Annotated in this window: 19 protein-coding genes; 8 read left to right on the forward strand and 11 right to left on the reverse strand. The window is 68.5% G+C overall.

What is annotated here, in order from left to right; translation table 11 throughout:
* Window positions 1-16: 16 nt before the first annotated feature.
* Window positions 17-2,767 (reverse strand): DNA mismatch repair protein MutS, encoded by a 2,751-nt coding sequence (mutS, locus tag AAAZ40_RS04490; protein WP_476661684.1) that lies wholly within the window; start codon window positions 2,765-2,767, stop codon window positions 17-19.
* Window positions 2,768-3,045: 278 nt separating this feature from the next.
* On the opposite strand from mutS, the gene AAAZ40_RS04495 reads away from it, so the two are divergent.
* Window positions 3,046-3,807, forward strand: coding sequence for an EAL domain-containing protein (locus AAAZ40_RS04495; protein ID WP_476661374.1), 762 nt, complete (start codon window positions 3,046-3,048; stop codon window positions 3,805-3,807).
* On the opposite strand, the gene AAAZ40_RS04500 is transcribed toward AAAZ40_RS04495, so the two are convergent.
* Window positions 3,804-4,673, reverse strand: coding sequence for an inositol monophosphatase family protein (locus AAAZ40_RS04500; RefSeq protein ID WP_476661375.1), 870 nt, complete (start codon window positions 4,671-4,673; stop codon window positions 3,804-3,806). The two genes, AAAZ40_RS04495 and AAAZ40_RS04500, sit on opposite strands and share 4 nt — an antisense overlap.
* A 553-nt stretch (window positions 4,674-5,226) precedes the next feature.
* On the opposite strand from AAAZ40_RS04500, the gene AAAZ40_RS04505 reads away from it, so the two are divergent.
* Entirely contained in the window at window positions 5,227-6,039 is an 813-nt protein-coding gene (locus AAAZ40_RS04505) for an RNA methyltransferase (RefSeq protein WP_476661685.1), read from the forward strand.
* Window positions 6,040-6,050: 11 nt separating this feature from the next.
* On the forward strand, window positions 6,051-6,824 hold the full coding sequence (gene cysE / locus AAAZ40_RS04510; protein ID WP_476661376.1) for a serine O-acetyltransferase: 774 nt from the start codon (window positions 6,051-6,053) through the stop codon (window positions 6,822-6,824).
* A 314-nt stretch (window positions 6,825-7,138) separates the two neighbouring features.
* Here the strand turns inward: cysE and AAAZ40_RS04515 are convergent, their stop codons facing one another.
* The 8 genes from AAAZ40_RS04515 to pilB form a co-directional block, all read right to left on the reverse strand.
* Window positions 7,139-7,981, reverse strand: a complete 843-nt coding sequence (locus AAAZ40_RS04515) for a heme ABC transporter ATP-binding protein (RefSeq protein WP_476661377.1) — start codon at window positions 7,979-7,981, stop codon at window positions 7,139-7,141.
* 75 nt (window positions 7,982-8,056) lie between these two features.
* On the reverse strand, window positions 8,057-9,262 hold the full coding sequence (locus AAAZ40_RS04520) for a FecCD family ABC transporter permease (RefSeq protein WP_476661378.1): 1,206 nt from the start codon (window positions 9,260-9,262) through the stop codon (window positions 8,057-8,059).
* The gene (locus AAAZ40_RS04525; RefSeq protein WP_476661379.1) at window positions 9,259-10,236 is read right to left on the reverse strand and encodes a heme/hemin ABC transporter substrate-binding protein; all 978 of its coding nucleotides are present in this window, start codon (window positions 10,234-10,236) and stop codon (window positions 9,259-9,261) included. Before AAAZ40_RS04525 ends, AAAZ40_RS04520 begins: the two co-directional genes overlap by 4 nt.
* Complete coding sequence (locus tag AAAZ40_RS04530) at window positions 10,233-11,312, reverse strand: hemin-degrading factor (protein WP_476661380.1); 1,080 nt, start codon at window positions 11,310-11,312, stop codon at window positions 10,233-10,235. Before AAAZ40_RS04530 ends, AAAZ40_RS04525 begins: the two co-directional genes overlap by 4 nt.
* Before the next feature lie 13 nt (window positions 11,313-11,325).
* Window positions 11,326-13,641: a TonB-dependent hemoglobin/transferrin/lactoferrin family receptor gene (locus tag AAAZ40_RS04535; protein ID WP_476661381.1), complete on the reverse strand. Its 2,316-nt coding sequence runs from the start codon at window positions 13,639-13,641 to the stop codon at window positions 11,326-11,328.
* A 117-nt stretch (window positions 13,642-13,758) separates the two neighbouring features.
* Window positions 13,759-13,941 carry a hemin uptake protein HemP gene (gene hemP / locus AAAZ40_RS04540; RefSeq protein WP_476661382.1) on the reverse strand — a complete coding sequence of 61 codons (183 nt, stop codon included), beginning with the start codon at window positions 13,939-13,941 and terminating at the stop codon, window positions 13,759-13,761.
* 190 nt (window positions 13,942-14,131) lie between these two features.
* Entirely contained in the window at window positions 14,132-15,349 is a 1,218-nt protein-coding gene (locus tag AAAZ40_RS04545) for a type II secretion system F family protein (protein ID WP_476661383.1), read from the reverse strand.
* A 44-nt stretch (window positions 15,350-15,393) separates the two neighbouring features.
* Window positions 15,394-17,124, reverse strand: a complete 1,731-nt coding sequence (gene pilB, locus AAAZ40_RS04550; RefSeq protein WP_476661384.1) for a type IV-A pilus assembly ATPase PilB — start codon at window positions 17,122-17,124, stop codon at window positions 15,394-15,396.
* Window positions 17,125-17,272: 148 nt separating this feature from the next.
* On the opposite strand from pilB, the gene accB reads away from it, so the two are divergent.
* From accB to AAAZ40_RS04575, 5 genes are read left to right on the forward strand one after another with little or no spacing between them, the layout of a single operon-like run.
* Window positions 17,273-17,770, forward strand: a complete 498-nt coding sequence (gene accB, locus AAAZ40_RS04555; RefSeq protein ID WP_476661385.1) for an acetyl-CoA carboxylase biotin carboxyl carrier protein — start codon at window positions 17,273-17,275, stop codon at window positions 17,768-17,770.
* Between the two features lie 13 nt (window positions 17,771-17,783).
* Window positions 17,784-19,133 (forward strand): acetyl-CoA carboxylase biotin carboxylase subunit, encoded by a 1,350-nt coding sequence (accC, locus tag AAAZ40_RS04560; RefSeq protein ID WP_476661386.1) that lies wholly within the window; start codon window positions 17,784-17,786, stop codon window positions 19,131-19,133.
* Window positions 19,134-19,191: 58 nt separating this feature from the next.
* The gene (prmA, locus tag AAAZ40_RS04565) at window positions 19,192-20,094 is read left to right on the forward strand and encodes a 50S ribosomal protein L11 methyltransferase (RefSeq protein WP_476661686.1); all 903 of its coding nucleotides are present in this window, start codon (window positions 19,192-19,194) and stop codon (window positions 20,092-20,094) included.
* Between the two features lie 7 nt (window positions 20,095-20,101).
* Entirely contained in the window at window positions 20,102-21,118 is a 1,017-nt protein-coding gene (locus AAAZ40_RS04570) for a zinc-ribbon and DUF3426 domain-containing protein (protein WP_476661387.1), read from the forward strand.
* 46 nt (window positions 21,119-21,164) lie between these two features.
* Window positions 21,165-22,052: a carbohydrate kinase family protein gene (locus tag AAAZ40_RS04575; protein ID WP_045536060.1), complete on the forward strand. Its 888-nt coding sequence runs from the start codon at window positions 21,165-21,167 to the stop codon at window positions 22,050-22,052.
* 40 nt (window positions 22,053-22,092) lie between these two features.
* Here AAAZ40_RS04575 and AAAZ40_RS04580 read toward each other — a convergent pair whose 3' ends face one another.
* Window positions 22,093-22,521, reverse strand: coding sequence for a histone (locus tag AAAZ40_RS04580; RefSeq protein WP_476661388.1), 429 nt, complete (start codon window positions 22,519-22,521; stop codon window positions 22,093-22,095).
* Window positions 22,522-22,532: the final 11 nt, after the last annotated feature.

Below are 22,532 nucleotides of genomic sequence, written 5' to 3' on the forward strand. Positions count from 1 at the left end.
GGGGTTGCGGGCGATTTTAGCGGACGGCCTGCTTGGGCCCGAGCGCGGGTCCGAGCGCGGCCCTGGGTTCGGTCCCGAGCAGCTGGCGCAAGCGGTACAGCGCCTCGAGCGCCTCGCGCGGGCTCAGGGCGTCGGGGTCGAGCGCGGCCACGGCTTGCTCGAGAGCGCTCGGGGGCGGCGCGGCGGCGGCCTCGGGTGCCGGGGGCTGCGCGTCTGGGGCCCAATCAGGCGCGGTGGCCTCGAAGGCGGCGCTGGGCGCGGGGGCAAACAGGTCGAGCTGCGCCTGCGCCGCCGCGCTGTGCGCCTCGAGCGCGTGCAAGAGCTGGCGCGCATGGTGCAGCACGGCGGCGGGCACGCCGGCCAGCCGCGCCACCTGCACGCCGTAGCTGCGGCTGGCTGGGCCGGGCTCGATCTGGTGCAGAAAAACGATCTCGCGCCCGTTCTCGACTGCGCTCACGTGTACGTTGAGCGCGGCAGCGTGCTCGGCCGGGAAGCGGGTGAGCTCGAAGTAATGGGTGGCAAACAGGGTGCAGGCGCGCACCTTGTCGTGCAGGTGGCTGGCGATGGCGGTGGCCAGCGCCAAGCCGTCGAAGGTCGAGGTGCCGCGGCCGATCTCGTCCATCAGCACCAGGCTGTGCGCGGTGGCGCGGTGCAGGATCTGGGCCGCCTCGCTCATCTCGACCATGAAGGTGGACTGGGCGTTGGCCAAGTCGTCGGCGGCGCCGATGCGGGTGTGGATGGCGTCCAGCGGCCCCAGGCGGCAGCTTTGCGCCGGCACATAGCTGCCCATGCTGGCCAGCAGCGCGATCAGCGCCACCTGGCGCATGTAGGTGGATTTGCCGCCCATGTTGGGGCCGGTGACGATCTGCAGCCGCGCCTTGGGGCCGAGCACGGTGTCGTTGGGGGTGAAGGCGGTGTCGCTCGCCGCCAGCCGCGCCTGCACCACCGGGTGGCGGCCGGCGCGGATTTCGATGCCGGGCTCGAGGCTGAATTCGGGCGCACACCAGTCGAGCGTGAGTGAACGCTCGGCCAGCGCGCACAGGGCGTCGAGCGTGGCCAGCGCGCGCGCCAGTTCGGTGAGCGCGCTCAAATGCGGTTGCAACTGCTCCAGCAGCGCCTCGTAGAGCCATTTCTCGCGCGCCAAGGCGCGCTCCTGGGCGCTGAGCACCTGGTCTTCAAAGGCCTTGAGCTCTGGGGTGATGAAGCGCTCGGCGTTCTTCAGGGTCTGGCGGCGCCGGTAGTCGGCCGGCACCCGATCGAGCTGGCCTTGGGTGATTTCGATGTAAAAGCCGTGCACCTTGTTGTACTGCACGCGCAGGTTGGCGATGCCGCTGCGCTCGCGCTCACGCGTCTCGAGCTCGAGCAAAAAGGCGTCGCAGTTGGCTTGCAGCGCACGCAAGCCATCGAGCTCGGCGTCGTGGCCGTGGTTGATCACGCCGCCTTCGCGCAGCAGCGCCGCCGGCTCGGGCAGCAGGGCGCGCTGCAGCAGCTCGGCGCAGCCCGGCGGCGGAATCAGGTGTTGCGCCACCAGTGTCAGCAGGGCAGATTCGGCCGGTGGGGCGGTGCTGGCCGGCTGTGGCACCGCGCCGCTTTGCAGCAGCTGCGCCAGCGCGGCGGCGCGCTGCAGCGTCTGCACCAAGCCGGCCAGTTCGCGCGGGCGCACCTGGCGCAGCGCCAGCCGCGCCGCGATGCGCTCCACATCGGCCGACCCGGCCAGCGCCTGGCGCAGCGGCTGTTGCAAGTGCTCGCGCAGCACGCCGATGGCTTGCAGGCGCTCGCGCGCCGGCGTGCGCTCGCGCGCTGGCTCCAGCAGCCAGCGGCGCAGCAGCCGGCTGCCCATGCCGGTCTGGCAGGTGTCGAGCAGCGCAAACAGCGTCGGGCTGGGTTCGCCGCGCAGGGTCTGCGTCAGCTCCAGGTTGCGCCGCGTGCTCGGGGGCAGCTCGATCAGTTCGTCGGGCCGCGCCACGCGCAGGGTGGTCAGGTGCGCCAGCGCCCGCCCTTGGGTGTGCTCGGCATAGTCCAGCAGCGCCGAGGCGGCCGCATGGGCCAGCGGCAAATCCTGCGCGCCCCAGCCGGCCAGACTCGCGGCCTGCAGCTGCGCGCACAGCTTGCGCAGGCCCAAGGCGCTGTCGAAGGCCCAGGCCGGGCGCGCCGCCAGGCTCAGGCGCGCCGGTCCGGCCGCGCCGGCGCCCCCCGCCAGCCCCGGCCACTGGCGCTGCAGCTCGTGCAGTTCGCGGGCGCAGGGCTGCGCCAATTCGGCGCTGTAGAGCAGCTCGCTGGGCCCGATGCGCGCCGCCCAGGTCGGCAACTCGTCGCTGCGGCACTGCGCCAGCTGCAGCTCGCCCAGCGTCAGGTTCAGCCACGCCAGGCCCAGCGTCTGACGCGGCCCCCAGTGCAGCGCCAGCAGCACCGGCTCGGCCTTGTCGGGCAGCAGCTCGGCCTCGGTCAGGGTGCCGGGCGTGAGCACGCGCAGCACCTGACGCTCGACCGGCCCCTTGGCCGTGGCCGGATCGCCCACCTGCTCGCAAATGGCCACCGATTCGCCCTGCCTGAGCAGCCGCGCCAGGTAGTTCTGCGCCGAATGAAAGGGCACGCCGGCCATGGGGATCGGCTCGCCTGCCGACTGGCCGCGCCGCGTCAGGGTGATGTCGAGCAGGCGCGCGGCCTTGTGGGCGTCTTCGTAGAACAGCTCGTAAAAATCGCCCATGCGGTAAAACAGCAAGGCGTCGGGGTGCTGGGCCTTGAGCGCAAGGTACTGGCGCATCATGGGCGTGTGCGCGCTGAGCTCGGCGGCACTGGCGGCGGTTGCGCTGGCTGCGCTGGCCGAGGCGCTGGCCCTTGCGCCGGGTTTGGTCGAGGCGTCTGTTGCGCTGCTGGCCAAGGGGTGGGGGGTGCTCATGGAGGCCGATTTTGCCTGCAAGCGTGCGCGGCCGGGGCTGGGCGCTCAGTATCGAAGGCGTGGGGCCCGCCCCTTCGAGCGCAGCGGCGGGGTTGGCTGCCGCATCTGCGGTGACGCTGTTGCGCAGGATGTGTAAGATGTTCGCCATGCAAGCATTGATTCCTCCTCACCCCGCCTGCCACAAGTGCCAGGACCGTCCGCCGCTGGACTTTGATTTCAGCATGGCCTTTCAGCCCATCGTCGATGTGCGCACCCAGCAGGTCTATGCCTACGAGGCTTTGGTAAGGGCACAGGCTGGCGGCTCGGCGGCCGAGGTGCTGGCGCAGGTCAACGCCGAAAATCGCTACCTCTTTGACCAAACCTGCCGTGTCAAGGCGGTGGAACTGGCGGCACGCTTGGGCATGACGGCGCGCCTGAGCATCAACTTCATGCCCAACGCAGTCTATGAGGCCGCCACCTGCATCCGCGCCACGCTGCTGGCGGCGCAGCAGTACGGCTTTTCAACCCAGAAACTGGTTTTTGAAATCACCGAAAACGAGCGCCTGGTCGAAAAAGAGCACCTCAAGCGCATCATCAAAGAGTACAAGCGCCAAGGCTTCAAGACCGCCATCGACGACTTTGGTGCCGGCTACTCGGGCCTGAACCTGCTGGCCGAGTTTCAGCCCGACCTGATCAAGCTCGACATGGACCTGACGCGCCACATCGACAGCGACCAGGTTCGCCAAGCGATCGTGCGCGGCATCTTGGGGGTCTGCGAGGCGCTGCAGATCGAAGTGGTGGCCGAAGGCATCGAGACCGTGGCCGAATTCCAGACCCTGCGCGGCATGGGTGTGCCCTACATGCAAGGCTATCTGTTTGCGCGCCCGGCCTACGAGCAACTGCCAACGGTGCACTGGCCAGCGGGCTAGACGGCGCCGTCGGTTTCGCCTGCGCTCGCCGGGCTGGGTTTGGGCGCAGGTGGCGCGATCCGGCTATAGCCGTGCAGCAGGCTGACCATCTGGCCGTAGATGCGCGGGTTGGCGGCCAGGCATTCGCCCCGTTCCAGAAAATCGGATTCGCCGCTGAAGTTGCCCACCAGACCGCCGGCTTCGGTCACCAGCAGCGCGCCGGCGGCCACGTCCCAGGGGCTCAGGCCGGTCTCGAAAAAGCCGTCGGTGAAGCCGGCGGCCACGTAGGCCAGGTCGAGCGCGGCCGAGCCGGGGCGGCGCACCCCGCGCACCTTGGGCATCACCTCGCCCAGCATCTGCATGAAGTGTGACAGCGAGTCGCCGGGCCGGAACGGAAAGCCGGTGCTCACCAGGCAGTCGCTCAACTGGGTGCGCTTGGCGACGCGGATGCGGCGTTCGTTGAGGAAGGCACCGCGGCCACGGGTGGCGGTGAACAGGTCGTTGCGCGTCGGGTCGTAGATCACGGCCTGCTCGAGCTTGCCGTGCACCTGCAGCGCGATGCTGACGCAATAGACCGGAAAGCCGTGGATGAAGTTGGTGGTGCCGTCGATCGGGTCGATGATCCAGACGAAGGCGCGGTCGCGCCCCTTGCCCTCGCGCCGGCCCGATTCTTCGGCCCACAGGCCGTGGTCGGGGTAGGCCTCGTGCAGTGTGGCGATGATGGCTTGCTCGGCCGCCTGATCGACTTCGGTGACGTAGTCGTTGGTCTGCTTGGCCGATACGCGCACCGCCTCGATGTCGAGCGCGGCGCGGTTGATCAGGTTGCCGGCAGCGCGCGCGGCCTTGATGGCCACGTTGAGCATGGGGTGCAGGTGCGGGGAGGTCATGGTTGTGTAGGAGCGCAGGGTGGGGGCGCGATGGCCGCAGGAAGAGGGGCCATTTTAACGGGGCTGGGGGAGGGGCTGGGGCGCTGGGGGCAGTCGGTCTCATGCCGTCCGCTGCGCGGCCAGAAATCGGCCAACCGCCCCCAGCGCCCCAGCCCCATGAGATCAACCAACCGCCCCCAGCGCCCCAGCCCCATGAGATCAACCAACCGCCCCCAGCGCCCCAGCCCCATGAGATCAACCAACCGCCCCCAGCGCCCCAGCCCCACGAGATCGACCAACCGCCCCCAGCGCCCCAGCCCCATGAGATCGGCCAACCGCCCCCAGCGCCCCAGCCCCATGAGATCGGCCAACCGCCCCCAGCGCCCCAGCCCCATGAGATCAACCAACCGCCCTGAGCTTCCCAGCCCCATGAGCCCGGCGCGGCTGCGCCCGACCTGTCATGGGGCAGCGCGAGCGCCTGGGTGGCACTGCGCCAGCCGCAGCGCAGCGGTGGCTCATGGACAATCCGGGCTCAACCCGTCCACCCCCCATCTGGCCCATGCACCAGCAGACTATCGTCAGCCGCTTCATTTTGATCGAGCCCAGCCACGCCGGCAATGTGGGGGCGGTGGCGCGTGCGCTCAAGGTGATGGGCTTTGCCGATCTGGTGCTGGTGCGGCCGCGCTGGGCCGATGTGTTGCAGCGCCCCGAGGCGCTGGAGCGCGCCAGCGGTGCCGCCGATGTGCTGGCGGCGGCACGGGTGGTGGACACGCTCGACGCCGCGCTCGACGGCATCACGCACCTGTGCGCCACCGCCATGACGGCGCGCGACTTTGGTCCGCCCACCCTGGCCCCGCGCGAGCACTTGGGTCCCTGGGTGCAGGCGCAGCAGGCCGCGCCTGCCGGCGCGCACGGGGTGGCGTTTGTCTTTGGCCCCGAGCGCTACGGCCTGAGCAACGCCGACGTCTATCGCTGCCACGCGAGCCTGCGCATCCCCACCGCTCCCGGTTACGGTTCGCTCAACCTGGCCGCGGCGGTGCAGTTGATCGCCTACGAGTGGCGGTTGGCCTTGGGCGGCTTTGCGGAGCCTGTTGAGGAACGCGCCGGCCAGCATACCGAAGAGGGCACCGATCAGCCCGCCGGCGCTCCCGCGCCGCCAGCGCGCCACGCCGCCGCCACCCGCGCCGACGCCGCCACCGTGGCCGCCGCCCTGGCGCACTGGGAAAAGGCGCTGGTGGCGCTGCAATACCTCGACCCGGCGGCCCCGAAAAAACTGCTGCCGCGCCTGCAGCAGTTGCTCAACCGGGCCCAGCCCACGCTGGCCGAAATCCATATTTTGCGCGGGGTGGCGCGTGCGGTGTTGCGGTTGGCGCAAACCAAAGGGTAGACTGCGCGGCTATGTTTGCCCGACTCAAGTCCGACCTCGACTGCATCCTGGAGCGCGACCCGGCGGCGCGTTCGCGCTGGGAGGTGCTGACCTGCTACCCCGGCTTGCATGCGCTGCTGCTGCACCGCATTGCGCACCGGCTCTGGGGCCGGGGCTGGAAATGGCTGGCGCGCTGGCTGGCGCACTGGAGCCGCTGGCTCACCGGCATCGAAATCCACCCCGGCGCGCAGATCGGTGCGCGTGTGTTCATCGACCACGGCATGGGCGTGGTGATCGGCGAGACAGCCGAAATCGGCGACGGCTGCACCATTTACCACGGCGTCACGTTGGGCGGCGTGGCGCTGCACAAGGGCGCCAAGCGGCACCCGACGCTGGGGCGCGACGTGGTGATCGGGGCCGGCGCCAAGGTGCTGGGCGGCTTTGTGGTGGGCGACGGCGCGCGCGTGGGCAGCAACGCGGTGTTGACCAAGGCCGTGCCACCTGGGGCCACGGCGGTGGGCAACCCGGCGCGCATCATTTTGGCCCAAGCCGATGCCCGGCGCGAGGAGCAGGCCGCGAAACTGGGTTTTTCGGCCTACGGCATCACGCAAAGCGACGACCCGCTCAGTCAGGCGCTGCGCGGCCTGATCGACAGCACCGCCAGCCAGGAACACCAGATCGCTCTGCTGTGGCAGGCATTGGAGCAGTTGTCGGCCCAGCAGGGCCTGAACCCGCCGCTGCCCCCCGACGCCGCCCGGCTCGAGCAGTTCGAGGCCCAAAGGCTCAACGATCTGGTGGGCAAGTAGGGGCTGGCCTGCGGGTAGAGTGGTGTTGCGCGCTTGATGGGACAAATAAAACCGATGGATTTTTGTCCCTGCTTATAGACCAGGCCAATAACCCTTGAAATTCCGATGGCAGTCCCAATGCGTATGGCATGGACAAAGAAGACGGAAGAAGGCTCTCGCGCCAAGCCCAGCACCAAAGGCGCAAACAAGCGGTGCGACTGCACGGGCAGGGCATGCACCAACTGCCCGCCTCAAAGCGGCAGGTGCGGCGCCGCCAGCTCGCGCACCTCGGCTTCGCTGCGGCGGCTATTGCTGGCGACGGCCGGCGCCAACCATCAGGGTGCCAGCAGCAATTGCGCCACGCCGCTCGGGTCGTGGACGCGGTGCGTGTGCACCTGCCAGACCGCGTGTACGAGCTCGGCTTGCAGCACCGCATCGGGCGCACCGTGTTGCACCAGGCACCCGTCTTGCAGCACCCAGCAGCGGTCGGCGTAGCGCAATGCAAGGTTGAGGTCGTGCAGCACCAGCAGCACGCCGGCGCGGTGGCTGCGGCTCCACTGGCGCAAGGTGTGCAGGGTGGCGTGCTGGTGTTGCAGGTCGAGCGCGGCGGTGGGTTCGTCGAGCAGCAGCCAGCAGGCGCGACCGTCGGGGCTGGGGTGCCAGACTTGCGCCAGGGTGCGGGCGAGCTGCACCCGTGCGCGCTCGCCGCCGCTGAGCAGCCGGATGCTGCGCTGCGCCAGATGCGCCACGGCGCAGTGTTCGAGCGCAGCGCGCACGATGCCGGCCTCGTCGGCGCTGGGTTGCAGCCGGTGCGGATAACGCCCGAGTTCCACCACCTCTTGTGCCGTGAAGTCGAAGGCAGGCACCAGCTCTTGCGGCAAAAAGGCGCGTCGGCGTGCCAGGGCCGCGCTGTTGCGCACGCCCACCGGCTCGCCGTCGAGCCAGACGGCACCGCTTTGCGCCTTGCGCAAGCCGCCCAGCACGTGCAACAGGGTCGATTTGCCGGCGCCGTTGGGGCCAAGGATCACGCCCAGCTCGCCCGGCACCAGCGTCAGGTCCACGCCGTCGAGCAGGCTGCGGCCATGGATCTGCACGCCGATCTGGCGCGCCACCAGGCCCGGGCCGGGTGCAGCGTGGGCGGCGTGGGTGAGCGCAGCGTGGGGCAGGCGGGCATTCATGCGGCGACTGCGTGCTGGCTTGAGGGACGGGCGGGCATGGGGTTTGGGCTGCGAATGAGGTAGAGGGCGCCGCCTTCAGAGCGTGCGCGCGTGCGCGCTGCGCAGCAGCAGCAAAAAGAACGGCACGCCGACCAGCGCGGTGATGATGCCCAGCGGCAGCTCGGCGGGTGCGATCACGGTGCGCGCCCAGGCGTCGGCCAGCAGCACCAGTATGGCCCCCAGCAGCGCCGAACCCGGCAGCACCCAGCGGTGATCGGGGCCGGCGAGCAGGCGCACCATGTGCGGCGCCACCAGGCCGATGAAACCGATGATGCCTGCCGTAGCCGTCACGGCTCCCACCGCCAGCGCGGTGAGCAGCACGCAGCCGAGCTTGAGGCGCTCGATCGGCACGCCCAACATGACCGCTTGCGCCTCGCCCAGCGCGAGCGCGTTCAGCGGCCGCGCCAGGCCATGCGCCAGCAAGGCGCACGCGAGCGCGATCAGCCCCACCACCGTGACCGCCTCCCAATGCGCGCCGCCCAGGCTGCCCAGCATCCAGAACTGCAGGTTGCGCAGTTGCTCGTCGGTCGCGATGTAGCTGAGTAAGCCGATGCCGGCCCCAGCCAGGGCGTTGATGGCGATGCCGGCCAGCAGCATGATGCCGACCCTGGTTCCGCCCTCGCCCAGGGCCAAGGCGTAGATCAGCGCCGTGACCACCAGGCCGCCGCCAAAGGCCATCAGAATCAGCGGCCAGGTGCCCAAGGCCAGCGGCACATCGGGCCACCAGACGCTGGCGACGACGATGGCAAACGCCGCCGCCAGCGCCGCGCCGCTGCTGACACCGATCAGCCCTGGGTCGGCCAGCGGGTTGCGAAACAGGCCCTGCATCAGCGCCCCGGCCAGCCCTAAACTGGCACCGGCCGCCACGGCCAACACCAGCCGCGGCAAGCGGATGTTGAAAAACACCAGCTCGGCCGCGCCCCGTTCGGCGCTGCCCCACAAGGCCGCCGCCCAAACCGCAGGCAGCTCGGCCAAGGGCAGGCCAAAAGCGCCCTGTCCGCTGGCCCAGAGCAGGCTCAGCAGCACGCCCAGCAGCAGCGCCCACAACACCCAGGGGCCGCGTGTGCGCGCTTGGCGCGCGCTGCCGGGTGCGGTGGCGGAGGTGGCGGCGGAGATGGCGGCGGAGATGGCGGAGGTGGCGGAGGTGGCGGAGGTGGCGGAGGTGGCTGGGTTGGCTGGGTTGGCTTGCGCGTCCGGTCTGCGCCCGCGCGGCAGCCAGCGTTTCAGGGCCAGGGTGTTCATGCCTGCTGCAAGCCCTGGTGCAAGGCTTCCAGCACTTGCGGCAGGCGCGGCCCAAAGCCCAGCAGCGCCAGCGCGTCGTGGTGCAGCAGGGCAGTGCGCCCGCTTTGCTGGCGTTGCCAGGCGGGGGTCAGGCGCAGCTCGGGGCGCTGCCAAAAGCCGGTCTCGCCGCCTACCGCTTGCAGGCTTTGCGTGGTGGTCACGATGAGCTGCGGCGCGGTAGCCGCCATGGACTCGGCCGTCAGGGGGCGAAAGCCGTTGAAGCCGCTGATCACGTTCTGCGCCCCGGCCAGCGTGAGCATGGCGTGGGCAGCGGTTTGCTGCCCAGCCACCAGCGGGCTGCCGCCGTGCGCCATGATGAACAGCACGCGCGGCACCGGGCCGGTTTGGGCCTGGATGCGCGCGCGCACGCTGTGCCAGCGCTGCTCGAGCTGGGCCAGCAGCGCCTGCGCTTGCGCGCTGCGCCCGGTGGCCTGGCCCGCGGCTTGCAGCGTGCGCACCACATCGCTCCATTCGTGGCGGCGCTCGATCAGCTCCACCTGCACCCGCGCCGAGCGCAACTGCGTCAGCACCCGCGGCGGGCCTGAACCCGCCAGCGCCAGCACCACGTTCGGGCGCAAGGCCAGCAGCCCTTCGGCCGACAGTTGGCGCATGTATCCCACCTTGGGCGTGGCTTGCGCCGCCGCCGGGTACAGGCTGGTGGTGTCGGTTCCCACCAGTTGGTCTTGCGCGCCCAAGGCAAACACCGCTTCGGTGATGCTGCCGCCGACGGTGATCAGGCGCGGGCTGGGCGCACGGGCTGCCGCGGCACCCGAGGCCAGTGCGGCAAGACCCAAGGCGCAGGCGCGCCGCGTCAGGGCCGGGGCGGCATTTGCGCTGGCGTTGGAACCAACGCACGCCGCCGGACGCCGTGCCGGTGCGGCTGCCGCATCCGACGCATCCGCCGCTGCCCTCGGGTGCACGACTGGTTGGCTCATGCCGACGCGCCTTCTTCAGCCCCCGACAGGTGCGCCAGCAAATGGCGCCACTCGCTCAGCTCGGGGTTGCCGGGCTTGCGTGCGCCGAAGAACAAGGCCATCAGATCGCCGTGCGCATCGAACACCTCGAGCGAGCTGATGGTGCCGTCGCTGCTGGGCTTTTCCACCACCCAGACGTCGCCGATGTGGTCTTCGCGCAGGTGCAGGTTGAAGCCGGGGTCGAGCACGTTGAGCCACACCTGGCCGCGCATCTCCAGCGGCTCGACGCGCTTGATGGGCCCGCTGTGGATCTGGATGCAGCCGCTGCTGCCCACGAAAGCCATGATCGGGGTGTCGTCAAAGGCGGCCTCCATCAGCATCTGGCGCACCGAGCCGTGCGCGACGCGGCGCGTGAAGCGGCCCTCGACCAGGCGCAAACCGTGCTGGCGCTCCACGCCAAACTCGCGCAGCAGCGGGAAGAACTGGTGCACGTCGCTCATCTCGGACCAGGCCTGGGCAAAGGCGGCGGCGTCAACGGCAGGGTCGGCCCCCTTGGGCTCGGCCGCAGCGGGTGACTCGAACACCGGCGCTGCGGCCTGTGCGTCCTGCCACTGCGCCAGCACCGCCTGCCAGGCGGCGCGGTCGCTGCCTTCACGCAAGAAAATCTTGTGTACCGCCGCGCCCTGACGGTCGAAGAATTGCAGGCTGCTGCTGGCCGGCTTGTCGGCGTCCGGGTGCAGCTCGGTCACCGCCAGGCCGGCGTGCCACTGCTTGAAAAACAGCCGCAAATCGATCTCTTTGCCCAGTGCCAACCCGACCTGGTTGTGAGCCGACAGCTTTTCATAGACCCCGGTTTTTTCGTGCACCACGCTGCGGTTGCGCGTCAGCGCCAGCAACGGACCGCAGGGCTGCAGCGCTTTGAGCAGCTCCAGCCAGTCGGGGCGCAGCGCCATGGTGCGCGTCGGCTGCTCGTGTGTTCCGAGGTGCGCGGCTAGCGCAGCGCCTTCGGACAGGCCGATGTGTTCGGCGGCGTCGCGCGCGCGCAGGCCCTTGGCGCGTGCCGCTTGGTAGGCTTGGCGGATTTCGGCGGTGTTCATGGTGTGGCTCCGATTAAAAACTGCTGACCAGTGACAAGGAAAGGCTGCGCCCCGGCGAGCTGAAGGCATCGAGCACGGCCGAATTTCCGGCCAGGCCCTGCACGTTGCTCCACTGCCAGTATTTGCGGTCGGTGAGGTTGTTGAGCGCCGCGCTCAGGCGCATGCTGCGGTTGATCTGCCAACTGGCGTTGAGGTCGAGTGTGGTCCAGCTCGGGGGGGCAAACTGCTGCGCGCCGCCGGTGAGGGTGTTCAGGATGTCGGCCCGGTCCTTGGCGGCGGTGTGCGTCAGGCGTGCGCCCAGCGTCCACTGCTGCAGCCGGTGTTCCAGCCCCAGCACCAACCGTTCCGGGTTGACCGAGTTCAGCGGCTGGTTCAGCACTGTGTCGCGGCCTTCGGTCTGGCCATAGCTGGCGCGCAGCGTGGTGGCCGTGCTCAGGGCCCAGCGGCCTTCGAGCTCAAAGCCGTGCATGCGCACGCGGCCGCGGTTGACCGACTGGAAGGTGCGCGGATCGGCCACTGTCCCGGCTCCGCCCACGAACACGCCGTCTTCGATGAAGTCGCGGTAGCGACCGGTGAAAGCCGTGGCCAGCCACTGCAGCGCGCCGTGCTGGCCGCGCGCACCGAGCTCAAAGGTGCGGCTCTTTTCCGGGCGCAGGTTGGGGTTCGGGATCGTGCGGTAAGGTGAAGCCCCCACCAGGTTTTCAAAGAAGTTGTTGAGTTGCAACGGACTGGGAGCGCGGAACCCCGCCGCCAGATTGCTGAAAATCTGCCAGTTTGCCTCTGGCCTGAAAATCAGGCCCAGCTTGGGCGAGAGCGCATCGCCGGACAGGTCGGCCAGTGCGCGCCGGAACAGGGGGCTTTCCTGCGCGTCGATGTCGAAGCGGTCGTAGCGCAGCGCCGGGATGATGCTCCAGCGCTCGCTTAAGAACTCGCTTTGCACGAACAGCGCCTGCGTGGTCTCGCGGGTGGTCGGGAAGCGCTGCAAGGGGAAGGTGTCGCCCGCTGGTGGCGCCACGCCGGTGCTCAGGTTTTCCATGTCGGTGCGTGTGAGCTCGATGCCATAGACCAGCTGCTGCGCCCAGCCGTGGCCCAGGCCGCGGCGGCGTTCGGCTTGCAGCGACGCTTGCCAGATGTCCTCCCAGTAAGTGACGTCGCGCACGCGGAAGGTGGCTGGGTTGGGTGGGCTGGTGCTGGCATTGCGGTGCTCGATCGCCACTTCGCGTTTTTCGGCCTGCTGCAGGCCGACGTGGGCGCGCAGGCTGTCGGCCCAGGCGGCGCGCAGCGAGAACTGGCCATCCCAGCTCAGGCGCGTGCGGCTCGAATCCATTTCGCCGCGCAAGTCGCGCGTGGCACCGGGCGCCAACGGGTTGACACCACGCGCACTCAAGGCATCGACATCGGTGGATTTTTCTACCTGTTCGGCGGTGAAGGTGTGCTGCTGCCCGCCGCCGGGCGCAAATACCAGCTTGCCCAGCAGGGCGTGGTTGCGATCGCGCTGCGGGTTGGGTGCGGTGCGGGTGCTGTTGGCGGCCTGGTTGGTGCCCTGGTTGTCGAGTGCGCCCGCACGTCCGGTTTGCACGCTGCCCAGCCACTGCCACTGTGCGCTGGCCAGGCCGGCCAGCGTCAGGCCGATGCCGCTGCTATCGTCCTCGGTGTCGGCGCGCAGCATCAGGCGGCCACCCAGGGTTTGGCCGGGCTGCAGCAGGCTCTCGGGGCGCAGCGTGAACATCGCCACCATGCCGCCCAGGCCGTCGGAACCGTACAGGGCCGAGGTCGCGCCGCGCACCACTTCCACGCGCTCGATCAGGCCCATATCGTAGTAGTCGCGGCCAAAGGCGGCCGATCCCAGCACGCCGGCGACCAGTTCGCGCGGCATGCGCACGCCATCGACGGTGAGCAGCACCCGGTTGCCCTGCATGCCGCGGATGTTGAAGCCGGCGTTGCCGTCGCGCCCGGTGGCACCCAGCACGGCGCCGAAGCGCTGCGGTGCCCGGCGCACCTCGACGTTGGGCAAGTCGCGCACCAGTTCGCGGATGTCCTGCGCTTGGGTGGGGTCCAGTGCCGCGCCTTCGAGCACGTCGATGCGCTGCGGCACGTCGCCCAGTTCGCGCTCGGCGCGTGCGCCGCTGACCACCACGGCATCCAGTTGCGCCGTCGATGCGCCACTGCCAGCGGTCGGCGCGGCTGCGCTGCTGCCGGTGGTTGGGCTGGCCGCACCGGTGCGTGCGCTGGGCGTGCTCTGCGCCCAAGCCAAGCCGCTGCCCAGCAGGCAGGCCAGCGCGATCGGGTGCAGCAGGAAAGGGGAAGGGGTTCGGGAAAGTTGGGTCACGAGTCGGTCCAGTGGCGAGTGCAAAGAAGGAAACACTGGCTGGCTCGTGGCACCGCAGGCGGTGACTGGCTGGCTGAGGGCGGAGAAGTCAGGCAGGGGCGCGCGTCCGGCGGCGCATCATTTGGTCAGGATGAGTTTGTTTTGCCCCGTCAGGCTGAGGCGATAGACCTGCCCGGCGTGCTCGATCAGCAGCGTGCGCTGGCCGGCGCTGAGCTCGGTAAACGTCCAGGCGCGCTCACTCGAGCTGGGCGCGGGAGCACACCTGTGCGTGGCAGGGTGGGCGAGGGCAGGCGTTTGCATGGCTTGATTATAAACACCAATGCGAACGATTCGCAAGTGCTCTTGATCTGAGTCAAATGCGGCGTGGCCTTGGCGCAACACGCCAAGCTCACAACGCGGGCAAGCCGTCAAGCCGCCCGTGCGTTGCCGCCAGGGCGCTGCCTGGCCGTGCGCCAGCACCAGCCACGGTTCCCAAGCCACAGCTTGCCTCTCAGACCACTTGCCCAAGCTGGAAGATCGGCAGATACATCGCGATCACGATGCCGCCGATGATCGTGCCCAGCACCACGATGATGATCGGCTCCATCAGGCTCGACAGGCCAGCCACCATGTCGTCCACCTCTTGCTCGTAAAAGTCGGCCGCCTTGCCCAGCATGTGGTCGAGCGAGCCCGATTCCTCGCCGATGGCGGCCATTTGCAGCACCATCGAGGGGAAGATGCGGGCGTTGTTCATGGCCATGGTCAGGCTGGTGCCGGTGGCCACTTCGCGCTGGATTTGCGCGGTGGCGTCGGCATACAGGCTGTTGCCTGCGGCCCCACCGACCGAGTCCAGCGCATCCACCAGCGGCACCCCGGCGGCAAACATGGTGGACATGGTGCGGGTCCAGCGCGCCACGGTGGATTTTTCCACCAGCGTACCAAACACGGGCAGCTTGAGCAGCGCCCGGTCCATGAAGCGCTGCACCTTGAGGTTGCGCTTCCAGGCCTGCATGAAAAAGTACAGGCCGCCGCCCAGTGCGCCAAAAATGATCCACCAGTAAGCCACGAAAAACTCGCTCATGGCGATCACCAGCAGCGTCGGGGCGGGCAAGTCGGCACCGAAGGCAGAAAAGACCTCCTTGAAGGCCGGTATGACGAAGATCATGATCACCACCACGACCACGAACGCCACCACGATCACGGCCGTCGGGTACATCAGCGCCGACTTGACCTTGCTCTTGATGGCCTCGGTTTTTTCCATGTAGGTGGCCAGACGGTCCAGCAGCTCTTCGAGGATGCCGGCGGCTTCACCCGCTTCCACCAGGTTGCAATACAGGGCGTTGAAGTACAGCGGGTGTTTGCGAAAGGCGGCGCTGAGCGAGGTGCCGGTTTCGACGTCGGTGCGCACCTGGTTGAGCAGCTTGCTCACGCTCGGGTTGGGGTTGCCGCGTCCGACGATGTCAAAGGCTTGCAGCAGCGGCACCCCGGCCTTCATCATGGTGGCCAACTGGCGCGTGAAAATAGCGATGTCCTTGGGTTTGATGCGTTTGGCCGACGCGGTTTTGCGTTTTTTGACCTTTTGCACCAGCACGCCCTGACGGCGCAGCGTCGCCTGCACCTGGTTTTCGCCGGCGGCGCGCACCTCGCCGCGCACAGGTTTGCCGTTGCGGTCCTTGCCTTCCCACTCGAATACGTATTCCTTGATGTCTTTGGTGGTTGCCGTCGCCATGATTCCCTCTTTCGGTTTTGCATCGGGACCACACGCCTGTGTGGTCAATCGTTGGTGCAGCCCAGCACTTCCTCGAGGGAAGTCAGGCCCAGTTTAACCTTGCGCAGCCCCGATTCGCGTAAAGTGCGAACGCCTTCGGTGCGCGCTTGGGCCAGAATCTCGAGCGCGCTGCCGCCGCGCAGAATGATGTGCTGCATCGCTTCGCTGATCGGCATGACCTGATAGATGCCCACCCGCCCCTTGTAGCCGTTGTAGCACGCCTTGCAACCCACAGGGCGCCACGGTTTCCAGCTGCCGTCGAGCTCCTCGGGCTTGAACCCGGCATCGAGCAGCGCCTTGTCGGGCAAGTCTTCAAAGGGTTGCCGGCACTGCGTGCACAGGCGCCGCGCCAGCCGCTGCGCCGTGACCAGGTTCACGCTGGAGGCGATATTGAACGGCAACACGCCCATATTCTGCAAGCGCGTCAGGGTGCCGGGGGCGTCGTTGGTGTGCAGGGTCGAGAGCACCAGGTGGCCGGTCTGGGCGGCCTTGATGGCGATGTCGGCCGTCTCCAGGTCGCGAATCTCGCCCACCATGATGATGTCGGGGTCTTGGCGCAAAAAAGACTTGAGCGCGGCGGCGAAGGTCAGGCCCGCCTTTTCGTTGACATTGACCTGATTGACGCCGGGCAGGTTGATCTCCGACGGGTCTTCGGCGGTGGAGATGTTGACCCCGGGCTGGTTCAGGATGTTGAGGCAGGTGTAGAGCGACACCGTCTTGCCCGAGCCCGTAGGGCCGGTCACCAGCACCATGCCGTAGGGGCGGCTGATGGCCTCCAGCAGCAGCGCCTTTTCGTCCGCTTCGTAACCCAGCGCGTCGATGCCCATTTGGGCGCTGCTCGGGTCCAGGATGCGGATCACGATCTTTTCGCCAAACAGCGTGGGCAGGGTGCTGACGCGAAAATCGATCGATTTGTCGGGCCCGACCTTGAGCTTCATGCGTCCATCCTGCGGCACGCGTTTTTCGGCGATGTCGAGCTTCGAGATGACTTTGATGCGCGAAGCCAGCTTTTCTTTCAAAGCCACCGGCGGGGAGGCGATTTCGCGCAGCTCACCGTCGATGCGGAAGCGCACCCGGTAAAAATGCTCGTAGGGCTCGAAATGCAGGTCAGAGGCCCGCATCGTGTAGGCATCGAGCAGCATTTTGTGCAAGAACCGCACCACGGGCGCGTCTTCGACTTCGGCCGACACCTTCTCGGAGCTTTCAGCGGTGGCGATCTCGATCGCTTCGGCGTCGAACTCGAATTCGCCGCCCACGATGTGCTCGATCGCTTCGCTGGCGCTGGCGCTGGTGCTATCGGTCAATTTGGTGAGCTTGTCCAGCTCGGCGATCACCCAGTCCACCGTGAGCTGGGTGGTGAACTTGATTTTTTCAGCGACGTCGGAGTGGGTGGGGTCGGCGGTGGCCACCGTGATGCGGTTGCCGCGACGGCTGAGCACGACGATGCGAAACTGCTTGGCCATCTTGGGGTCGAGCACGCCTTTGGGCAGGCGCTGCAGGTCGATGGCGTCGAGGTCGATCAAGGGCGCCGCAAAGGTGCGCGACATGGTGTGCGCCAGTTCGCGTGCGCTCAAGGCCCCGCTGCCCACCAGTTCGGCGATGAAGCTGCTTTTGTGCGCCTGGGCTTTGGCGTACAGCCCTTCAGCGTTTTGCTGGCTCAGGGTGCCAGCGGCCACCAGCGCACGCGCCAGGCCCGGCAGGGCCATGCTGGAGATAGGGGCTTCGCTGTCGATCATGGCAGTGGCTGGCTGGCGTGGGCGTCAAGGCAGGCGCGGCCGGGCCGTGGCCAAGCCGCTCGCACGAGGCCAGTTCGTGTATATTCGCGCCTGCTTTTGCCTTGATGCGCGCACTTCGACGCATTTTGGTACTGATTTAGGAGCTGACATGGATTTGCGCAAACTCAAGACCCTGATCGACCTCGTCTCGGAGTCGAATGTATCCGAACTCGAGATCACCGAGGCCGAGGGCAAGGTGCGCATCGTCAAAAGCCCGCCGGCGGCCGCACCGCTGGTGCAGGCACCGGCCGTCGTGGCCATGCCGCCTGCCGCCCAGAGCGCTGCGGCGCTGGTTGCTGCGGGCGTCGCGCCGCCGGCGCCAGCGGCAGCGCCCGCAGCCCCCGCAGCACCCGCAGCACCCGCAGCACCCAAGGGGCAGGAGCTCAAATCGCCCATGGTCGGCACCTTTTACCGCGCCGCCAGCCCGGGGGCCAAGCCCTTTGTCGAGATCGGGCAGGTGGTCAAGGTGGGCGATCCGGTGTGCATCGTGGAAGCCATGAAAATCCTCAATGAGATCGAAGCCGAGCACGCCGGCACGGTGACGCAGATTTTGGCCGAAAACGGTCAGGTGGTCGAATACGGGCAACCCCTGTTCGTGCTCGAGTGAGGGCGCAGCGGCCATGTTCAAGAAAATCCTGATCGCCAACCGCGGCGAGATCGCCTTGCGCGTGCAGCGCGCCTGCCGCGAACTGGGTGTCAAGGCGGTGATGGTCTATTCCGAGGCCGACCGCGACGCCAAATACGTCAAGCTCGCCGACGAGGCGGTGTGCATCGGCCCGCCGCCTTCGGCGCAAAGCTACCTGAACATGCCGGCCCTGATCTCGGCGGCCGAAGTCACCGACGCCGAAGCCATCCACCCCGGCTACGGCTTCTTGAGCGAGAACGCCGACTTTGCCGAGCGCGTGGAAAAAAGCGGCTTCGTGTTCATCGGCCCCACGCCCGAGGCGATCCGCACCATGGGCGACAAGGTGGCGGCCAAGCAAGCCATGATCCGCGCCGGGGTGCCCTGCGTGCCCGGCTCCGAAGGCGCCTTGCCCGACGACGCGGCCGAGGTCAAGCGCATCGCGCGCTCCATCGGCTACCCGGTGATCGTCAAGGCCGCGGGCGGCGGCGGTGGCCGCGGCATGCGCGTGGTGCACACCGAAGCGGCGCTGCTGCACGCGGTGCAGACCACCAAGGCCGAGGCCGGCGCCGCCTTTGGCAACCCCGAGGTCTATCTGGAAAAGTTTTTGCAAAACCCGCGCCACATCGAAATTCAGATTCTGGCCGACAACTTTCGCAACGCCGTCTATCTCTACGAGCGCGACTGCTCGATGCAGCGGCGACACCAAAAGGTGATCGAGGAAGCGCCGGCGCCGGGCATCGCGCGGCGCCTGATCGACCGCATCGGCGACCGCTGCGCCGCAGCGTGCAAGAAAATCGGCTACCGGGGCGCTGGCACCTTCGAGTTTCTGTACGAGAACGGCGAGTTCTACTTCATCGAGATGAACACCCGGGTGCAGGTCGAACACCCGGTGACCGAGGCCGTGACCGGCATCGACATCGTGCGCCAGCAGATCGCCATCGCCGCCGGCGAAAAACTGCCGTTCACGCAGCGCCAGATCGAGCTGCGCGGCCACGCCATCGAGTGCCGCATCAACGCCGAAGACCCCTACAAGTTCACCCCCTCGCCCGGGCGCATCAGCGCCTGGCACGCGCCCGGCGGCCCGGGTGTGCGGGTCGATTCGCACATCTACACCCACTACCTGGTGCCGCCTAACTACGATTCGATGGTCGGCAAGCTCATTACCCACGGCGACACGCGCGAGCAGGCGCTGGCGCGCATGCGTTCGGCCCTGTCCGAGACCGTGATCGAGGGCATCAAGACCAACATCGCCCTGCACCGCGAGATCTTGGTGGACGCCAATTTCGAGGCCGGCGGCACCAACATCCACTACCTCGAAGCCTGGTTGGCGCAACGTGAGCGCTGAGCCGATGGCTGGGGCCGAGCCCCCGGGCGCGGCCGAGCCCGCAGGCACGCAGGGCGCGCTGTACGAGTTGCTGTTGCTGGTTCCCGAGAGCCAGGTCGAGCCCGTGAGCGAGGCGCTGGAGGCGCTCGACGCCCTGAGCGTCTCGGTCGAAGACGCCGACGCCGACACGGACGCCGAGCGCGGGCTGTTCGGTGAGCCGGGCCTGCCCGCGCCCAGGGCGGGCTGGGCGCGCTCGCGCCTGTCGGCGCTGTTTGCCAGCGCAGCGGCAGCGCACGACGCGCAGCAGCTGCTGCAAGCGCAGGATTTTTTCGCCGGTTGCGAGGCCTGCGCGCTGCGGCCGGTGGCCGAGACCGATTGGGTGCGCCTGACGCAGACGCAATTCGAGCCGGTGCCGATCACCCCCACTTTTTGGATCGTGCCCAGTTGGCACGAGGTGCCGCCTGCGGCGCTGCAGGTGATTCGGCTCGACCCCGGGCAGGCCTTTGGCACCGGCACCCACCCCACCACCCGCATGTGCCTGCGCTGGCTGGCGCAGCAGCCGCTGGCGGGCCGCAGCGTGCTCGATTACGGCTGCGGCTCGGGCATTCTGGCGATTGCGGCGGCCAAGTTTGCGGCCCAGCGCATCGACGCCGTCGATATCGACCCGGTGGCGGTGCAAACGGCGCAGCGCAACGCCTTGCACAACGGTGTGCAGCTGCATACCGGTTTGCCCGACCTGGCCAGCGGCCCCTACGACGTGGTGCTGGCCAACATTCTGGCCACACCGCTCAAGCTGCTGGCGCCGCTGCTGTGCGAGCGCGTGGGCCCTGGAGGGCATTTGGTGTTGTCGGGTATCTTGCAGCGCCAAGCCAGCGAGCTGCAGGCCGCTTACGCGCCGTGGATGGCGTTGCAGCGCAGCGACGCCGAAGACGGCTGGATTTTGATGACGGCGCGCGCGCCTCGAGGCGTTGCACTGCAATAATTGAAGCATGAGCTTCATCACCCGTTGTCCGGCCTGTGCCACCGCCTTCAAGGTGGTGCCCGACCAGCTCAAGATTTCCGACGGCTGGGTGCGCTGCGGCCAGTGCCAGCAGGTGTTCAATGCCACGCTCGATTTGCAGTCGTGGTCGCCGGGGCCGGAGCCGGCCGCGCCCCAGTCGCCCCACCAACCGCCGCAGCCAAGCCCACAGCCCGCAGCGCAGACGGGCGCTGCCATGCCCGCGTCTCGCCCCGCGCCAGCGTGGGAGCCGGAGTCCGTGGTGCCGTCCGCTGCGCCCGCGCAGACCGAGCCGCAAGGGCCGCAAGGGCCGCAGCCAGAGACGCAGGCGCAGCCAGAGGTGTCAGGCGCCACGGCCTCGCACCTGCACGCGGATGATGCCGAGCCGGCACCGCTGCCGCAGCCGCTGCCCGAGGCGCCCCAGTCCGAGGCGCCGCCGTCACCTTCGCCAGCCGCTGCCAGCCCAGAGCCCCACGTGCAAAGCGCCCCGGCGCCGTCCTTCGTGCGCCAGGCGCAGCGCCAGGCCCTGTGGCAGCGGCCGGGGGTGCGCCTGTTGCTGCTGCTCGCGGTGGCCGCGCTGGCGCTGTTGCTGGGCCTGCAAGCCGCCACCCAGTGGCGGGCACCGCTGGCGCGCGCCGTGCCGGCCACGCAGCCGGTGCTCGAGGCCCTGTGCCAGACCTTGGATTGCCAGCAGGCCCTGCCCACCAGCCCCACCGATGTGGTGATCGACAGCTCGGTGCTGCTGCGCCTGGGTCCCGGTGTGTACGGTTTTCAGGTGGTGCTGCGCAACCAGTCGGCGCTGGAAGTGCTGAGCCCGGCGATCGAGCTCACCCTGACCGACATCCACGACCAGGTACTGGTGCGCCGCGTCCTGCTGCCGCACGAATGGCCGCGCCCAACCGCCACCCTGCCGGCCGGGGCGGAGTGGTCGTTGCAATTCGAGCTCGCCTTTGAGGGCATCGAAGGGCGCGTCATGACGGGCTACCGCGCCATCTTGTTTTACCCCTGATTGTGATTTCGACTGCCACCCACTACCTGCTCTCCCCATTTGCACCATGACCATTCTGATTTGCGGCTCGCTGGCCTTTGACACCATCATGACTTTCGAGGGCCGCTTTGCCGAGCAGATCCTGCCCGAGCAGTTGCACATCCTCAACGTCTCCTTTCTGGTGCCGGCCCTGCGGCGCGAATACGGCGGCTGCGCTGGCAACATCGCCTATGGCTTGCGCCAGTTGGGCGTGCAGGCGCGCCCGGTGGCGGCGCTGGGCAACGACGGGCAAGACTATCTGGAGCGCATGCAGGAGCTGGGCATCGACACCGGCGCGGTGCAATGGGTGAGCCAGCACTACACCGCGCAGGCCATGATCATGACCGACCGCGACAACAACCAGATCACCGCCTTTCACCCCGGCGCCATGGCGCTGGCGCACCAGAACCCAATCGTGGCCGCACCCGAGGCGCGCATCGCCATCGTCTCGCCCGATGGACGCCAGGCGATGATCGAACACGCCGAGCAGCTGCACGCGCTCGGGGTGCCCTTTGTGTTCGACCCGGGCCAAGGGCTGCCGATGTTCGACGGCCCCGAGCTGCTGCGCTTCATCGAACTGGCCGACTGGGCCGCGCTCAACGACTACGAAGCGCGCATGTTGAGCGAGCGCACCGGCCTGGGTTACGCCGAGCTGTCGCAGCGGCTGCGCGGCCTCGTGATCACGCTGGCCGATCAGGGCTGCGACCTGTGGCAGCAGGGCCAGTGCAGTCGCGTGCCTGGGGTGCCCGCGCGCGCGGTGCTGGACCCGACCGGCTGCGGCGACGCGCTGCGCGCCGGCTTGCTCTACGGCCTGGCGCAGGGTTGGGACTTGCGGCGCAGCGCCGAACTCGGCAACCGCATGGGTGCCGAAAAAATCGCCTCCCGGGGTGGCCAGAACTACCGCTTCAGCCTCTGAGCGGCCGAGCGCCGCCGCTGCCCAGCCGCTCTGCGCGGGTTCAGGGTTTCTTGCCAGTGGGGAAAGGCCAAGCCGCCTTGGGGTTGGGTGCTGGCGGCTGAACCGGCGCCTTGGCCTTGGGCGCCTTGGGTGCCTTGGGGGTTTTTTCGACCTTGGGCTCGGTTGGCGCGGCCTTGGTCGATTTCTCCGCCTTCACTGCCTTCACTGCCTTCACTGCCTTGGCGGGTTTGGCGGGTTTGGCGGGTTTGGCGGCTGGGGAAGGAGCGGGTGCAGCGGGTGCGGCCGCCGGCTTGGCGGCCGTTTTCTTGCTCACTGCGGCAGCCGGAGCCGGAGCCGGCGCTGCAGCCGGTGCCGCTGTGCTGGCTTTGGGCACGGTTTTGCGCGCTGGCCGCGGCGCGCTGGCCGCCGGGGTTGCAGGTGGCTTGGGTGCCTCGGGTGCCGCAGCGGCGGTCTTTTTTGCAGGTGCCATTCTTTACTCCT

This window comes from Serpentinimonas sp. SMBJO2 (assembly GCF_056341105.1).

What these genes read in the sequence shown, in the direction of transcription:
- mutS (WP_476661684.1), bottom strand. Translation starts at nt 2,767, where the DNA reads ATGATGCGCCAGTACCTTGCGCTCAAGGCCCAGCACCCCGACGCCTTG.
- AAAZ40_RS04495 (WP_476661374.1), top strand. Translation starts at nt 3,046, where the DNA reads ATGCAAGCATTGATTCCTCCTCACCCCGCCTGCCACAAGTGCCAGGAC.
- AAAZ40_RS04500 (WP_476661375.1), bottom strand. Translation starts at nt 4,673, where the DNA reads ATGACCTCCCCGCACCTGCACCCCATGCTCAACGTGGCCATCAAGGCC.
- cysE (WP_476661376.1), top strand. Translation starts at nt 6,051, where the DNA reads ATGTTTGCCCGACTCAAGTCCGACCTCGACTGCATCCTGGAGCGCGAC.
- AAAZ40_RS04515 (WP_476661377.1), bottom strand. Translation starts at nt 7,981, where the DNA reads ATGAATGCCCGCCTGCCCCACGCTGCGCTCACCCACGCCGCCCACGCT.
- AAAZ40_RS04520 (WP_476661378.1), bottom strand. Translation starts at nt 9,262, where the DNA reads ATGAACACCCTGGCCCTGAAACGCTGGCTGCCGCGCGGGCGCAGACCG.
- AAAZ40_RS04525 (WP_476661379.1), bottom strand. Translation starts at nt 10,236, where the DNA reads ATGAGCCAACCAGTCGTGCACCCGAGGGCAGCGGCGGATGCGTCGGAT.
- AAAZ40_RS04530 (WP_476661380.1), bottom strand. Translation starts at nt 11,312, where the DNA reads ATGAACACCGCCGAAATCCGCCAAGCCTACCAAGCGGCACGCGCCAAG.
- hemP (WP_476661382.1), bottom strand. Translation starts at nt 13,941, where the DNA reads ATGCAAACGCCTGCCCTCGCCCACCCTGCCACGCACAGGTGTGCTCCC.
- AAAZ40_RS04545 (WP_476661383.1), bottom strand. Translation starts at nt 15,349, where the DNA reads ATGGCGACGGCAACCACCAAAGACATCAAGGAATACGTATTCGAGTGG.
- pilB (WP_476661384.1), bottom strand. Translation starts at nt 17,124, where the DNA reads ATGATCGACAGCGAAGCCCCTATCTCCAGCATGGCCCTGCCGGGCCTG.
- accB (WP_476661385.1), top strand. Translation starts at nt 17,273, where the DNA reads ATGGATTTGCGCAAACTCAAGACCCTGATCGACCTCGTCTCGGAGTCG.
- accC (WP_476661386.1), top strand. Translation starts at nt 17,784, where the DNA reads ATGTTCAAGAAAATCCTGATCGCCAACCGCGGCGAGATCGCCTTGCGC.
- AAAZ40_RS04570 (WP_476661387.1), top strand. Translation starts at nt 20,102, where the DNA reads ATGAGCTTCATCACCCGTTGTCCGGCCTGTGCCACCGCCTTCAAGGTG.
- AAAZ40_RS04575 (WP_045536060.1), top strand. Translation starts at nt 21,165, where the DNA reads ATGACCATTCTGATTTGCGGCTCGCTGGCCTTTGACACCATCATGACT.
- AAAZ40_RS04580 (WP_476661388.1), bottom strand. Translation starts at nt 22,521, where the DNA reads ATGGCACCTGCAAAAAAGACCGCCGCTGCGGCACCCGAGGCACCCAAG.